Origin of the sequence: Lachnoclostridium sp. An14, from assembly GCF_002160755.1 — a bacterium.
Lineage (GTDB): Bacteria > Bacillota > Clostridia > Lachnospirales > Lachnospiraceae > Lachnoclostridium_A.
Map to the genome: position 1 here is coordinate 44,323 of NZ_NFLE01000010.1, position 14,983 is coordinate 59,305.

At 54.9% G+C, this 14,983-nt stretch carries 14 protein-coding genes; 3 read left to right on the forward strand and 11 right to left on the reverse strand.

All coding sequences use genetic code 11. The annotated features are described in order from the left end of the window. Positions 1-9: 9 nt before the first annotated feature. The 7 genes from argH to B5E84_RS07610 all read right to left on the reverse strand — a co-directional run bounded on the left by argH (position 10) and on the right by B5E84_RS07610 (position 9,375). Positions 10-1,404: an argininosuccinate lyase gene (argH, locus tag B5E84_RS07580; RefSeq protein ID WP_087221422.1), complete on the reverse strand. Its 1,395-nt coding sequence runs from the start codon at positions 1,402-1,404 to the stop codon at positions 10-12. A gap of 24 nt (positions 1,405-1,428) precedes the next feature. Further along, positions 1,429-2,679, reverse strand: coding sequence for an argininosuccinate synthase (locus B5E84_RS07585; RefSeq protein WP_087221425.1), 1,251 nt, complete (start codon positions 2,677-2,679; stop codon positions 1,429-1,431). Positions 2,680-3,197: 518 nt separating this feature from the next. Next, entirely contained in the window at positions 3,198-3,353 is a 156-nt protein-coding gene (locus tag B5E84_RS20375; RefSeq protein ID WP_143469196.1) for a Spo0E family sporulation regulatory protein-aspartic acid phosphatase, read from the reverse strand. Between the two features lie 522 nt (positions 3,354-3,875). Then, the gene (locus B5E84_RS07595) at positions 3,876-4,493 is read right to left on the reverse strand and encodes a manganese catalase family protein (RefSeq protein ID WP_087221430.1); all 618 of its coding nucleotides are present in this window, start codon (positions 4,491-4,493) and stop codon (positions 3,876-3,878) included. Next, positions 4,493-4,921 carry a spore coat protein CotJB gene (locus tag B5E84_RS21060; protein WP_162612825.1) on the reverse strand — a complete coding sequence of 143 codons (429 nt, stop codon included), beginning with the start codon at positions 4,919-4,921 and terminating at the stop codon, positions 4,493-4,495. Before B5E84_RS21060 ends, B5E84_RS07595 begins: the two co-directional genes overlap by 1 nt. A gap of 698 nt (positions 4,922-5,619) precedes the next feature. Beyond that, positions 5,620-6,288 (reverse strand): methylated-DNA--[protein]-cysteine S-methyltransferase, encoded by a 669-nt coding sequence (locus tag B5E84_RS07605; RefSeq protein ID WP_087221436.1) that lies wholly within the window; start codon positions 6,286-6,288, stop codon positions 5,620-5,622. 45 nt (positions 6,289-6,333) lie between these two features. Continuing rightward, positions 6,334-9,375, reverse strand: coding sequence for an AAA domain-containing protein (locus tag B5E84_RS07610; protein ID WP_087221439.1), 3,042 nt, complete (start codon positions 9,373-9,375; stop codon positions 6,334-6,336). Positions 9,376-9,961: 586 nt separating this feature from the next. Between B5E84_RS07610 and B5E84_RS07620 the strand changes: the two genes are divergently transcribed. The 3 genes from B5E84_RS07620 (at position 9,962) to B5E84_RS07630 (ending at position 12,246) form a co-directional block, all read left to right on the forward strand. After that, the gene (locus B5E84_RS07620; RefSeq protein WP_087221445.1) at positions 9,962-10,234 is read left to right on the forward strand and encodes a CD3324 family protein; all 273 of its coding nucleotides are present in this window, start codon (positions 9,962-9,964) and stop codon (positions 10,232-10,234) included. A gap of 387 nt (positions 10,235-10,621) precedes the next feature. Beyond that, on the forward strand, positions 10,622-11,320 hold the full coding sequence (locus B5E84_RS07625; RefSeq protein WP_087221447.1) for a C45 family peptidase: 699 nt from the start codon (positions 10,622-10,624) through the stop codon (positions 11,318-11,320). Positions 11,321-11,604: 284 nt separating this feature from the next. Then, entirely contained in the window at positions 11,605-12,246 is a 642-nt protein-coding gene (locus B5E84_RS07630) for a CatB-related O-acetyltransferase (RefSeq protein WP_087221451.1), read from the forward strand. 19 nt (positions 12,247-12,265) lie between these two features. Here the strand turns inward: B5E84_RS07630 and B5E84_RS07635 are convergent, their stop codons facing one another. The 4 genes from B5E84_RS07635 to B5E84_RS07650 form a co-directional block, all read right to left on the reverse strand. Next, positions 12,266-13,144, reverse strand: coding sequence for a hypothetical protein (locus B5E84_RS07635; protein WP_087221454.1), 879 nt, complete (start codon positions 13,142-13,144; stop codon positions 12,266-12,268). Further along, a complete protein-coding gene (locus B5E84_RS07640; RefSeq protein WP_087221456.1) occupies positions 13,116-13,658 on the reverse strand; it encodes a sigma-70 family RNA polymerase sigma factor in 543 nt (180 codons plus the stop codon). Before B5E84_RS07640 ends, B5E84_RS07635 begins: the two co-directional genes overlap by 29 nt. 9 nt (positions 13,659-13,667) lie before the next feature. Further along, complete coding sequence (locus B5E84_RS07645) at positions 13,668-14,363, reverse strand: hypothetical protein (RefSeq protein WP_087221459.1); 696 nt, start codon at positions 14,361-14,363, stop codon at positions 13,668-13,670. A gap of 102 nt (positions 14,364-14,465) precedes the next feature. After that, positions 14,466-14,804, reverse strand: a complete 339-nt coding sequence (locus tag B5E84_RS07650) for a hypothetical protein (RefSeq protein ID WP_087221462.1) — start codon at positions 14,802-14,804, stop codon at positions 14,466-14,468. Positions 14,805-14,983 lie beyond the last annotated feature (179 nt).

Genomic DNA, 14,983 nt, shown 5'->3' on the forward strand with positions numbered 1-14,983 from the left:
GTTATGTTGTTATATTTCCTGCTCTTTTTTTGTCAAAAACGCCTTGATCTTTCCCAGCTGCCTGGCCACTTCCTCCGGGGCCGGGCCGCCTAAGGATTTCCGCTCTTTTACGCAGGTCATTAAGTCAATGGCCTGGTACACGTCCTCCTCAAAGGCCGGGCAGATCTTCTGGTACTCCTCCAGAGGCAGGGTATCCAGGGTGTTTCCCGTCTCCATGCACACATGGACCAGGGTTCCCACCGCCTTGTAGGCATCCCGGAAGGGCAGTCCCCGTTTCGTCAGGTAGTCGGCGCAATCTGTGGCGTTTAAAAAGCCCTTTCTGGCCGCCAGCTCCATATTGGCCGGCAAAACTGTCATGGTGGCCAGCATGGGGGCAAACACCTTCAGGCAGTTTTTCACCGTGTCGATGGCGTCAAACACCGCCTCCTTATCCTCCTGCATATCCTTATTATAAGCCAGGGGCAGGCCCTTCATGAAGGTGAGCAGGGTCTGCAGGTCTCCGTAAACCCGCCCCGTCTTTCCGCGGATCAGCTCGCACACGTCCGGATTCTTCTTCTGGGGCATGATGGAGGAGCCGGTGGAATAGGCGTCGTCCAGCTCGATAAATTTAAACTCCCAGGAACACCAGAGGATGACCTCCTCCGACAGCCTGGAAAGGTGCATCATGAGAATGGAAAGGCTGGAACAGAGCTCGATGCAGTAGTCCCGGTCGGACACCCCGTCCAGGGAATTGTCCATGACGGCGGAAAATCCCAGTTCCCCGGCCACAAATTCCCGGTCGATGGGATAGGTGGTCCCGGCCAGAGCGCCGCTGCCGAGGGGCAGCTCATCCAGGCCGTCCAGGCAGTTTTCTAACCGCCTCACATCCCTCTTTAACATATTGGCATAGGCCATGAGATGGTGGGCGAAGGTGATGGGCTGCGCCCGCTGCAAATGGGTGTAGCCCGGCATCACCGTCTCCATATTGCCCTCCGCCAGGGTACAGAGCACCTCCATCAGCTCCAGCACCAGGCCGCGCAGCTCCCCGATCTGCTTTCTCACGTAAAGACGCATATCCAGGGCCACCTGGTCGTTGCGGGAGCGGGCGGTGTGGAGCCGTTTCCCCGCGTCCCCGATGCGCTCCGTGAGGAGCTGCTCATTGGCCATGTGAATATCCTCATAGGCCTCCGGGGAAAAATGGATGTTCCCCGCCTCAATATCAGCCAGAATTCCCTTCAGGCCCTCGCGGATGGCCTCCGCGTCCTCCTTTGGAATGATCCCCTGCCGGCCCAGCATGGCCGCGTGAGCCATGGAACCCTGAATGTCCTCCGCGTACATCCGGCAGTCGAACATTACTGAAGAATTAAAATCGTTTACCGTCCGGTCCGTCTCCTTCTGAAACCGTCCCGCCCAGAGCTTTGCCATCTGTCTGTCCTCCTAAATGCCTGTTTATTCTACTCCCGGGAATCCTTTTCCCGTCTTGTCTGCCAACGCCTGGTCATTTAACGCCCTCACCTTGATGGGCAGGCCGAACAGGTTGATAAATCCTTCCGAATCTGCCTGGTTGTAGGAGTGATCCTCGCCGAAGGTGGCGATGTCCTCGGAATACAGGGTGTAGGGTGAGGTCACAGACGCCGGGATGATATTTCCTTTGTAAAGTTTCAGTTTCACATCTCCGGTCACGCACTCCTGGGTGGAAGTGACGAAGGCGCTCATGGCCTTGCGCAGGGGGGTGAACCACTGCCCGTTGTACACCAGCTCCGCAAATTTTAACGCAAGCTGCTGCTTGTAGTGCTGGGTCTCCCGATCCAGGGTGATCTCCTCCAGTTTCTCGTGAGCCGCGTAGAGAATGGCTCCGCCGGGAGTCTCGTAGATGCCGCGGCTCTTCATGCCCACCAGACGGTTCTCCACGATGTCCAGAATCCCGATGCCGTTGGCTCCGCCTAAAGCGTTTAGTTTCTCAATGAGGGCTACGCTGTCTAACTCCTCCCCGTCCACGGCGGTGGGAACGCCCTTCTCAAAGTGAATGGTCACGTAGGTGGGAACGTCCGGCGCCTGCTCCGGGGAAACGCTTAACTCCAGAAAGCCCGGCTTGTTGATGGGCGCTTCGTTTGCCGGATCCTCCAGATCCAGTCCCTCGTGGGAGAGGTGCCATAAGTTCTTATCCTTGGAATAATTGGTCTCTTTGTTGATCTTTAAGGGGATGTTGTGTTTTTCCGCGTACTCGATCTCCTTCTCGCGGCTGTTTAACTCCCAGAAACGCCAGGGGGCAATCACATCCATATGAGGGGCGAAGGCCTTGATGGCCAGCTCGAAACGCACCTGGTCGTTGCCCTTTCCGGTACAGCCGTGGCAGATGGCGTCCGCTCCCTCTTTGAGGGCGATCTCCACAATCTTCTTTGCCAGGATCGGGCGGGCGAAGGAAGTGCCCAGCAGATATTTCTCATAGGTGGCTCCCGCCTGCATGGTGGGGATAATATAGTCATCCACAAACTCTTTTTTCGCGTCTACAATGTATAATTTTGAGGCGCCGGTCTTGATCGCCTTCTCCTCCAGGCCGTCCAGCTCCGTCCCCTGTCCCACGTCTCCGGACACGGCCACTACCTCGCAGCCGTAGTGCTCCTTTAACCACGGAATCAGTACAGACGTGTCAAGACCTCCGGAATATGCCAGCACAACTTTGTTATATTTCTTTTCCATAATTGTTTCCTCCTGATTGATTTCTGGTTTTCCCGGCCCGTTCGGGCCATTTCTTAAGTTGTGAATGATTATACATCTATGATTATAATTATGCAAGCATTTTTTTATAAATATTTTATTGTTTGTATTTTTATACACACATTGGGAGAATTCCTGGCCTTCGGGCTCCGGGATGGATCCTCCGGGGCCTGTCTTCCCCAGGAATCCGGCTGGTTTCCCGTCTGCCTGCCATGGCCCGTTCCGGCGGGCCTGGAATCATGACGGATGATTGGACCTGTGCGGCGGCCGGATCCCGGTTTCCCGCCGGAGGGGATTTCTTTTCTGTCCGTCGGACAAAAGATATGCTTTTTGATACGCTCTGATTCCATCTCACGGCAAATCACATAATGGTTCTTTGGCGGTGTCTCTCCCCGTTTTCTGGCTGACCGGGGATTTTTCCTGGTTGAAGGGCGTGCTGTCAGGCGACGGCGCAAAAACGCGGCCCCATTTTAGGGCCGCGTCTCCATCGGCGCGCCAGCTCAGTAGCCGCACGCAATATATTCTTCTATTAATTTGTCGAGATTGACACTGTTGAGGTAGATCTCCTCGTACTCCGCGTTCAGATCTATGCTCTCATTCAGCGCCCTCCTTGCCAGCTCAATCCTACGGATCAGCTCCTCTTTCGCGATCTCCATTTATTCATTCTCCTTTGCACCGGCCATGAACCCATGACCTCCTCCCCTGAGGGAGAGCGCCGGCCATTCCGCCGGATCAATACAGAGCGTCCCCTTTTTTGTCAGCCTCCTTACCCTTTCCGTATAATTCGGGACTTTCTTTATTTTATACTGAAAAAGGGAAAAAATCAAACAAATTCGGCCGACAGGCTATGCAAATTTTCGACACTGGCCCCGAAAATCCGCCCTATGGGACAGGAGACCGCCGGGAAACGGCTGCCGGAAGGAACCTTACGCGAGCCCGCATCGGGACAGGCCTGGTGATCCCAGACTTCTCCAAAACCTCCCGGGTATCCGGGGGGCCCGGGCCATCACGCCTCACCCGGTCCGGGGCCTTCTTGCAGCCCAGATTTCTGCCCTATCACAGAGGTTTCCTCTGAAAGCCCCGGATGGCGGCGATATAGATGGGCGCGCCCTCGCGGCAGATGGCGGGAACGCCGCAGGCGTGGAACCATCTGGCTCTCATGATTCGTGATAACCGCGTTAGCGGCCATATCCGTTTACTGCCTTGTCAAATTCCGGATTGAAGAAATAATAGTTTTTCTCGTCCAGCTTGTCCTTTGTCCGTTCCAGGGCCTCGCCGAACCGCTGGAAGTGGACGATCTCCCTGGCCCGCAGGAATTTTAACGGCTCCCGCACCTCCGGATCCCGGATGACCCGAAGAAGGTTCTCATACACGACCCGGGCTTTCTGCTCCGCCGCCAGATCTTCCGTCAGATCCGCGATGGCATCTCCCTTGGACTGAAACTCCGTGGCACAGAAGGGCAAGCTGGACGCCGCCTGCGGCCACAGGCCTGTGGTGTGATCAATATAGTAGGCGTCAAAGCCCTCCTCCTTCACCTGTTCCGGCGTCAGATTCTTCGTCAGCTGATACACCATGGCACAGATCATCTCCATGTGAGCCAGCTCCTCCGTGCCGATGTCCGTGAGCAGGCCGCCCACTGCTTTCACCGGCATACTGTAACGCTGGGACAGATACCGAAGGGAGGCGGAAAGCTCCCCGTCCGGCCCGCCGTACTGGCTGATAATGAGTTTGGCCGTCTTGGGACAGGTTTGGGTGATCTTCACCGGAAATTGCAGTCGTTTTTCATAAGTCCACATTAACAGCACCCTCCTTCCCACGGCGGCACGCCGTTCTCCCATCCATAGTCCCCGCAGAACGCCATACAGTCCCTGGTCAGGGGATAAAACCGTTTTGCGAACGTCTCCTTCAGTTCCTTTCGTTTCTGGTTGTTCTCCTGATAAATGTCCCACGCCTGTTTGTCCTCCGGGTGGGTGTCCAGATAGAGGGTTAAATCATCCAGCAGGAAACTGACTTCACAAAGCTCCTGCATCAGCTCTGCCTGGCCGTCCTCTGAGGAGGGCCGCCTGACCGGCTCCTCCAGTGAGTCTGACGCGAAAAACGGCAGATCCAGATCCTTAAACACCGTGCCCTGCCGGAATGCTGTCTCCCGGCCATAGAGCTCTCCCCAGGGCTGCACCGGCACCGCCGCAATGGCCAGAGCCCGTTTCTTTTCCTGTTTCTCCATTTGCCTCTGCTCCTTTCCGGCCTTTGAGATACCGGGTGCGGCTGCCATCGAAACAGCGGCCGGTCAACCGCGGCAACCGACCCTTCGGATCCCGCCGTCTCCACCGCTTGTCCCGGCTCCTTTCCCGCTCCCCGCAAAAGCCTGCTTTCTGTTCAGCAAACCATTTTCAAATTCCGTCTGCTGCCACCTTTAGTATGTGCCTGTTTTTCGCTGGAGCCACGGATCAAATCATGGAGAAAGCACCGTCCTGTGGCAAATATGGAAATGTATGAAATAAAAACGTGTGCGCGGCAGCGCATACGCGCGCGCCAGGGCGCGGTTTCGTCAGCTGCTGGTTTCCTTTGCGCGGAATGCGCCTTCTGCCGGAGGCTTTCTATAATAGAACTTGAGTGGCAAAAGGCCGATTGTGAAACGAAAACATGAAACATAAATATCTATTCCCAAATCAAGCAAGATTTAGTGGCATAAAGTGGGTGGAAAATTTCATAACATATGTCATATTGGCAATTAAATCCCATATTTGTGCATTTTCCTTTGGAAACGTATATTTATGAGAACATATATTTATGGGAATGTGCGTTTATGGGAGTGTACATTTATGGGAACGTACATTTATGAGCAAAAATGCCGTTTCACCTCCAAGCCGTAATAGAGGCCGCCGTTTCCGATTTCATCAAAAATTTATCCTCGCGCAGGGTTCAGCGGGACGTCTCCTCTCCCATCTGCCACCGTTTCAAATCCACCTTCTCTCCCGTCACCAGGATTCCCTCCGCCTCCAGCAAACGCTTTTGGCCTCCTGGACCGCCGAAAGTGAATTCCGGGGCCATATGGCCCTGGCCGTTCACAACCCTGTGGCAGGGAAGATCCGGATCCCGGCACTCCCGCAGAAGGTTTCCCACGGCTCTGGCGGCCCTGGGCTTTCCCGCCAGCCTGGCAATCTGCCCGTAAGTGGCCACCTTTCCCTCCGGAATCGCCGCCACGATCCGGTACACCTCCCTGGCAAACTGGGATTTCCTCCCGTTTCCGGCTACGCCGGTCCCGCCTCCCACCAGGTCGTAGCTCTCCCCGATCATCCGGCGGATCTCCTCATCCGGCACTGTGCCGTCCAGAATGATGCTGTTCCAGTGCTCCTTATTCATGTGGTAAGCCGGAACCACAGCAGAAAACGCGTTCCGCCAGAAATCCCTCCACTCCGGATCCACTTTCACATTCATCCAGATCTGCCCGTTCCTCTCATACACGCAGGCAAACATCTTTTTGGATTCCCGCCTTCGCACCACCACCCAGTTGGGGTCGTGAAACGGCATATCACTGGAGGTATTTTCAAAGGCCAGGCAGCAGGCCAAAGCCTCCTCTCTCGTTCTCATAATTCTTTCCTCCCGTTTCTCCAAGTCCTTCTCTCACGGAATGCTTTAATGGCGAACCGCAAAATACGCCGTCAGAATTCCTTTGATATGCTGATAGCGCCGGGCGTAGGAATTTTCCACCCGGATCAGCTGCAGGCCGTGACGGCTGCAGATCTCCTGTTTCTTCTGATCCCGCCGCCTCACCACCTCGTTTTCACAGTGCTCCATTCCGTCCAGCTCAATGGCCAGCACCGGAAATTTCCTCTCTCCGTGCCGCTCATAGACCACAAAGTCAAACCGGCCGGAGTAAAACAGGTCCCGGTGCACATCGCTTTCTTCAAATACCTGGGAGATGGCCACCTCTTTTTCCACGGAAAACCGGCTCTGAGTGAGCCAGATATTGTCCAGGGCATGGGTGAGAGTGGCCAAAAAAGCCTCCTCTGTGGCGGTGCTGAAGGGTTTTACCCCTAACGCCCTGGAGTCCGTCTCCCTGGGAGTCACCTCAGACTGCCCATTCGCCCGGACGTAACGGATCAGATCATACAGATCATCCGCCTCCCCCTCTTTGTGGAGACGCTCCAGGTTTTTCAAGCTGGAAAGCACTACCAGCCGGTCCTTGGCCCGGGAAACCGCCACATTGATCAGCTCCCGGTTATTTTTCAGCCACTGGTAAGTTCCCTCATAGGTCTCGTCGGTCAAAGCCGTGGAAAAAAGCACCACGTCCTTCTCATCCCCCTGGAAGGCGTGAACCGTGCCGCAGGACACATGATTCAGCCCTTCTTCCTTCAGCCGCGCCTCAATGGCCTCCTTCTGATTCACAAAGGGCGTGATGACGCCGATGGAGCGGTCCCGGTTCTGCCTGGCATAGCGGATGATGGCCTCCGCCTCCCCGGGCGCCGTATTCTTCCGGTATGCCCTGGAATCTAATACGTCAATATACTGGAGAGGCCGCCCCTCCTTTTCCTCCGTGCAGACCAGCAGGCGGGAATTGTAATATTTTCGGTTGTTGAAATCAATGATCCTCCTGGCGCACCGGTAGTGGCGGCGCAGCAGCACCTCGTCGCTCACGGAATCACAGGACAGATACGTCTTGTAAATGGAATTCTTCCGGTAATCATACTCGTCGGAAATCCCGTATTTCTGCCGCAGTTTCCGGTTTGTGCCCTCGTCCAGCAATATGACGGGATTGAGCTGCTGAGGATCTCCCACCAGCATCAGCCGCCGTCCCCGCAGGATGGGAACCAGGGAAACCGCCGTGTTGCACTGGCTGGCCTCGTCCATAATCACCATATCGAACTGGGGGGCGGGGCGTCCCAGCCGGTGGGCCGAAATGCAGGTGGTGGCTACCAGCGGAAAGATTCGCAGGAAGTTTTTCAGATTCTCCCCTTCTCCCAGGTAGGTCTGAAATTCCTCCGCCTGCTTGTCCGGATCTTCTCCGTACAGGATGGCTTTCAGCCTCTCATTTTTCGGTTCATCCAGCCTCTGTAAGTATTTGGCGGAGATATAAAACAGGTACTTTTTCAGCTCCTCCTTATCCTCGTCCAGGAGGGCAAGGGCGTCCTCCTCGGAAATTTCCCCTTCGTTCTTTAATTTCTCCTGTACCTGAGCCAGCTGGCGGCCGCCTAAATCCGCCTCAAAATTCAGCATCTGCATGGAACCGCCGTGCCCTCTCTGGTACTCCAGCAAGCGGCGGATCGTCTCCTCCCTCTCCCGCAGCTCCAGCACGTCCTCATACCTTTTCAGCAACGCGGACAGCCGTTTGGCCCGCTCCGCCTGCTCCTCCTTATTTCTCTCCAGGGTGGAGGCGTACACCTTGACAGCGGATGCCTGCTGATGCAGGGACTTCATCCGTTTCAGTGCCTCCTTCAGCTTTTCCTGATTGCCCAGCCGCACAACGGGGAGGAGAATGGGTTTTCCACGGTAAGTCAGCCCCTCCAGTTTCTTTACCACCTCGTCGATGGGATGGTTATTGTAGGAGGAGAACAGCACCGTCCTCTCATTGAAAAACGCGGTGATCACCGTATTGACAATGGTCTCCGTTTTCCCCGTGCCCGGCGGACCCTGGATATAGGCCACCGGATATTTCATCCCGTTGTGAATGGCCAAAAGCTGATCCAGATTTACCCTCCGGTCCCGCAGGGCCATGGGCGCAGGCCGGCCTCCCCTGGGCCGGTCCAGAAGATCCCCGAAAAAGGCCTTTATCGGCACCGTCACCTCCCCTCTCTGGTACATCTCCAAAATCCCGCTGTACTCCCGGTGCAGGTCCAACGGAATGTCGATGCCCAAACCGATGATATAGGGCAGATCGTCCACCGCCTGGCCCCTTGCGGCCATTTTGCTTAAGGCGTCCTTGATCCGCTCCTGATTCCCCTCAAAATCTCTTAACAGCTCATAATCTCCCCCGTCCAGAAATCTTCGGATGCTCTCCTTGGCCCCGTCAATGGTAAACTCCATACACACGGTCACACCATCCTCCGGCCGCAGGCACCTCTGTTTCACATCCAGATTCAGACGGCGGTAGGCCAGTACGTACAGCCCCTTCGCCGTGTGAAGGCTCAGCACATTCATGGCCAGGCGCTGAATCGTCACCCGGCCGGTGTCTGTCTCCTCTTTCTTCCTCTCCGCCTTCAGCTGAAAATCCCGGACAATGGCCCCAAACTGCTCCTCATCCAGGTCATAACGCCCGCCGTGAAAGCTTTCCCGGTCCAGATGTCTCACCAGAGCAAAGTCCAGCTTATAAGGGGTGGTGTCCATCCGGTTGCAGTCCTCCAGATAGTTGAGGATTTTCAGATTGGCCCCGTGGTCAAACAGCGTCCTGTATTTCTCTGGATTCAGGGCAATATCCTCCGTCAGCCTTTGGTTTACCGGACAGTATGTGCCGTCCAGCACCTGGGAAGATAAAATGGAATCAATATAGATCCGGTCAAACTGCTCTAGACAGCGTTTCCCCAGATGGAATCCCTCCACGGAAAGGGTGCGGCTCCCCGGCCACAGATCCCGGATCCCGATCCAGTATTTCGTCACCTGATCCTGAACATTCCGATATTCAATGCTCAGCCATTTCCCCTCGTGAATGGCCTGAAAGATGTCGCGGCACACGGAATTCATCGCATTTTGCTCCTTTGGCGTGTTCTCTTTGACGTGCTATGGCAGGATCTCATGCAGCCCTGCCGGATTTCCTCCCATTATACCACGCCTGTGGGGAAATTACCATGTTCTCCCGCTCCGCGCTCTTTTCCCTCTCCCTGTTCTTCTGTCCCCCGCTCCCATTTGACAGTCTCCTCCCCTCGGCAGTATAATGAGGAAATACCAGGAACAACAGGGGAAACGTCCGATGCAGGCCCGCCTGCGTGAGAATCTTTGATCTGAAACCCGTCGGAAACAGGAAAAACGTGTGCCCAATCCCACTTTCCATCCGGAGCGTGGCTGTGGGAGCAGCCATCCTCCTACAGGTGAAACGGAACTTCAACGGAGGTTTTGAGGGATCTGGAACGCCATTTCCTCTGATAAAAGCAAAGCGTCCCGGCCGTGGGATCCGGGAACCAGCGCCAGAAGGGAGTGATAGAGATGAAAAAACGCAACGAAGCAGATCTCCATGCAGAGCCGGCGGCCTGTGACACCTGCATGGAGCTCTAGCCGTCACAGGATCATGCCGGCTTTGCCGTCTGACCATCTATGGAAGGAGGAAGCCTGCATGAAATATGTGAACGCCGCAACGGTCCTTCCCGATGCGCTGGTACGGGAGCTGCAGACCTACATCCAGGGAGGCTATCTTTACATCCCCACAGAAAAGGAACGGCAAAAACGCTGGGGTGAAGTTTCCGGATACCGAAAAGAGCTGAAGGAGCGCAATCGGAATATCTCCGCTGCATACCGGAATGGCGTCTCCGTCTGGACATTGGCGGAGGAATACGGACTGTCTGTCTACGCCATCCGAAAAATCATTTATCAAAAAGAACAGATCTAATTTAGGTGCCGCTGCCGTTTCCATGGCTTGACCCATGGGAAGGACAGCGGTATTTGTGATCACATGGGATTCTGCCGTTTTACGAATATCTCCACTTTCTAAAAGAAAATTTTTAAGACACATAACCATATGGGTTCAAAGAGAAATATTGGGAATCACATTGCCATAATATGCAGTTTCAATGTACTTCTCCCACTTTATCCCATATAAATCTGTTTTTTAGGGATTTGAGTCTCACAGGATCCTGTTGCTCTTTCCTCCATTTTGCCCCGGTTCCTTTATACAAATCGCATCTGTATCAAACCGTGGCTTGAGCGGACCGCCCTGATCTTCTATGATAGAGCCAGAGGCCGGAACCCGATCCGGCCAGGAAAGAGAGGAATTAAAATGTGCACCCGATTTGTACACAACGGCCATGATATGATCACCGGCTTTAATTTTGAGATTGATCTCGCCCTGTATACCCACAAAGTCATCGCAGAGCCGGATCTGTTTGCCATCGGCATTCTCCGTCCAGACGGGAGGTGGCACACCTACCATGGCGTCAACCGCAGCGGAAACGCGGGAACCCTGCTGTACGTCCACGAAAATCCCGCCGGAGCCTACCGGGATGATCCCGCCTGCGTCACCATCGCCGATCTGACGGAACGTTTCCTCCAAGGACAGCTCTCCCTGGACGATGTCCTCCGTCTGGCCCAGTCCCGTCCCGTGGTCTATGCCCCCGACGCCACCATGCAGGCCCTGCTCTCCGACGCCTCCGGACGGGCTTTGATCCTGGAGCCGGGCATCGGCTTTCGCCTTGAACAGGCGCCCTTCTCCCTGATCACCAACTACTCTGTTCTGGCCCCGGAATCCACCCGCCCCTACCTGGTGCCGGGAGACGTGCGCTACGAACAGGCCCAGTCCCTTCTGTCCTCCTGCACCGCTGACTTTTCTGCCGTGGACGCCCTCTCCATCCTCCAGTCCGTCTGCCAGGAAGGCCTGTGGGGCACCCGGGTCTCCTTTGTCTATTCCAGGGATCAAAACACCGTCTTCTGGACGGAAAACAACCAGTTTGACCAGATTCGCTGTCACCGGTTTTCATAAAGCAAAGGGATTTTAAGCAGACTCTCTCACAAGACAGGACTTCCTGCAAACCAGAAGTTCCCTCAGACAGTGTTTTTTTAAGACGGGAAGTTTCGCAGCGCGTCGATCTTCACCAGACAGACCGTTTCGCGAAACAGAGTGTTTCGCAAACCAGAGTATTTCACAAATGGATACTCTCTATGGCAGGAACCATTTTCATAAAATAAGATGTCAAAAATCAGATACCGCAGTTATTCACCTGCAGCCATCCCAGGCTGTGCCCTTATGATACCAGGAGGAATCTTATGACCATGAACCCCAAAAAGCTCTATCCCCGCACCGGCGACCGGGAAACCATCTACCTGGCGGCCGCCATCACCGATCCCGCCATCTCTGTGGGCGATTTCACCATCTACAACGACTTCGTCCACGATCCCAGGGATTTTGAAACGAACAACGTCCTCTACCACTATGCGGTCAACAGGGACCGGCTTCAGATAGGGAAATTCTGTTCCATCGCCTGCGGGGCAAAATTCCTGTTCAACAGCGCCAATCACAGCCTGTCCTCCCTTTCCACTTACCCATTTCCCATCTTTTACGAGGAATGGGGATTGGAAAAAAGAGACGTCACCAAAGCCTGGGACAATAAAGGGGACATTACCATCGGAAATGATGTATGGATTGGATATGAGGCCATAATTTTGGCTGGCGTCACCATTGGCGACGGAGCGGTGATCGGAGCGCGCTCCGTGGTCACAAAGGATGTGGCGCCGTACACCATCGTGGCAGGCGCTCCCGCCCGGCCAGTCCGGAAACGGTTTTCAGAGGAAACCATCAGAAAACTACTAAAGATCCGGTGGTGGGACTGGCCCCAGGAGCGGATCTCCCGCTGCCTGGAGGCCATCCAGACCGGCCAAATTGACCGGCTTACGGCATCGCCCCAATAAGGGCTCTGCCCATGAAACCTTATCCCGCCGGGGCCTCTCCCATTCTGCCGCTGTCCACATACAGAGAAAAGTCGTCGCCGTAGCGCTCCTCTAAAGCTACCGCTGCCTCCTCCGCGTCCTCTCTGGTATCGTAGCCTCCCACAGCGATGAGATAGTCTCCGCTCTCCGCCTTCACCTGGACGGGGGATTCCTTCCAGTACTGCTCCAGCAGCTCCCTAAGCTCATCCCCGAAGGCAACCGCTTGAGAGCGAAGGAAATAGATCTCCTGATCCGGGTGGGGTTCCCCTTTCTCATAGTAAGCATCGGGATAAAAGCTCACAGTCAGCTCTCCCGGATCCGCAAACTCCATCACTTCGTAGTTATAGCCCTTGTTCAGCGCGATGACAAAACTGAAGTCCGCAGCCCGTCTGGCAATGGTTTCATAGACGTCCCGCACGGCCGTGGCCTTTAAAATCTCTTTCCGGATCATCTCAAAATCCATCTGGGCGGCGCCATGGAAAATGACCTCCAGCCTGGCCGGTGCCAGATGAGAAGACACAGAATAGGAGAGGGCGCGGTCCGTCTGTCCGTCCTCCCCCACAAAGGAAATCACCGCCTCCTTCGGGCCGCCTTCCACCAGAACAGCTACGTTCTCCAGCTCCTCTCCGCCCTCTCCCGCCTGAAAGGCCTGTACAAAAAAGCGCAGAATGGGAATCTCCTCCGCATAAGCGGAGACAGAAGGAACATTGGCACACACGGAAACGGCCAGGAATACAGAGGCCGCGGATACCGCGAACCGGCGCAGCCGTCTCATTCTCCTCATCCGATGGTTCTTCACAAACCCCCGGTCAATGGCCAGGAGTAGCTTATCATCCGGTATGGGGATCAGGTCATACCGTTCTTTTCCCGGATTTCCCATCTCGCTCCCCTCCTTCCATATAGGTCCGCATCCGCCTCAGGCATTTGTACACCCGGGACTTTACCGTGCTCTCCGGCTCTCCCAGCATGGCGGAAATGTCGCTGAACGAATATTCTTCAAAGTACTTCAGGATAATCCACATCCGTTCCTCCGGCTCCAGGATGTCCATGGCGGAGTAGAGGTCAAACAGGATCTCCTCGTCCGGAGGATCCGCAAACAACCCCTGTTTTTCCACCATGCCGTCCTCCAGCGCGACCCATCTGCCCCGCCGTTTCACATCGTCAATGGCCGTATTGATCACAATCCGCGTCATCCAGGTGAGGAACAGGGATGGCTCCTTTAAGGAACGGATATGTTTCAATCCCTTATAGGTGGCCTCACTCACAATATCCAGAGCATCGTGCTCGTTTTTCGCATAGCTGTAGGCGATCCGGTAGAATCTCTGCCGATACTCCGTCATCAGCGCCGCGAATTCCTGCTCGCTGATATGGCCCCTGCCCTCCAGAAATCTCATAAAAGCTGATCAATCCTCCAAGGTGAGAACATCCGCATTCTCGTCATAAGTCATGTTGTCACAGATCACGGCGGTCCCCTTCAGCTCATTGGGATCCACCATCTTTTCGGTATCCCACACATTCTCGTAAATTCCGTCCTCAGACGCGGTGAGCTCCACGATCTCTGAGCTGCCTCCATCTGTCCGCTCCAGCACCAGGTTGTGATAGCCATTGGTACTCTCCTCGGAGATCACCACCGGGGCGTTAAAGGCGGTAAACGCCTGGCGGACCGTCATATCGTCGTTTAACAGAAGGGCAGAGGTGCCGCCGGAGCCGCCCACATACTGGCCTACGGCCAGCACAAGGATCTCATCCTTTCCGTCATCATTCAGGTCCACATGATTATAGTAATATCTCGTATTGGCCAGCTCCTCATCCGGGACCTCATAGTAGTCCACAATGGCGTCCCGGATCTTCTGATCCGGCTCCGTCTCGGAATTCATCATCTCTACGCTGTCCGGAATCCAGGCTCCGGAAACCGGAATTTCCGCGAAATCATCCTCCATGAGAATTTCTTCCTCCGCGCTCTCGCTGTCTGCGGCCGCGCTCTCAGTCACCTTTCCCAGCCCACGTCCTTCCTTTAACTGATCTATCACTCCGCAGCCTGCCAGCAGGGACAGGGACGCGGCTCCAAGGCACGCTATCTTCGCAAAATTTTTTCTCATGTTCTTTATCCTCCGTCTTAAAAAAGATTTTGTATACTTATTAGACGGAGCAAAGACCAGTTTCGGCGAAACCATTTATAAAAATTTTTATTTTTTTCTCTTTCAGTCCCACCGGTAGCGGCATTTGGGGTTCTGACACTCGTACTGCCTTCCCATCGCCTGCCTCTCATAAGGCTCTCCCGCGATCAGAGCCGCCAGCAAATTCGACCGCACCATCCGCTCCTCCACCGACAGCCGCCTCACCTCCCTGCAGCCGCATTTCGGACAGAAGGGATACCGGCCGCTTTCGTCCCTCTCACACTGGGGCACAAAAGAATTCCAGGGAAACTCCCGTCCCGCGTCCTCCACATAGGCGCCGCAGGTCCTGCATTTTTTCACTTCCACCTGGTTCACCGTCTCCACCTCAAATTCCGTTCCCCCGCAGTGCGGACAACGCTCCATAACCATCTCTCCTTCCGGATTTCCAATTCCTGTATGTCCTTGATTCTATCACAGGGCCGGGCAGGGATTCCATTACCATTCTCTTATATTTCTCTTAAAAAACAAAAAAAACGGAAAACATCCCTTTGAACCAGCAAAAAGGCGGAAACTCCTCCGTCCCACCGGATTCGTCTCCGCCT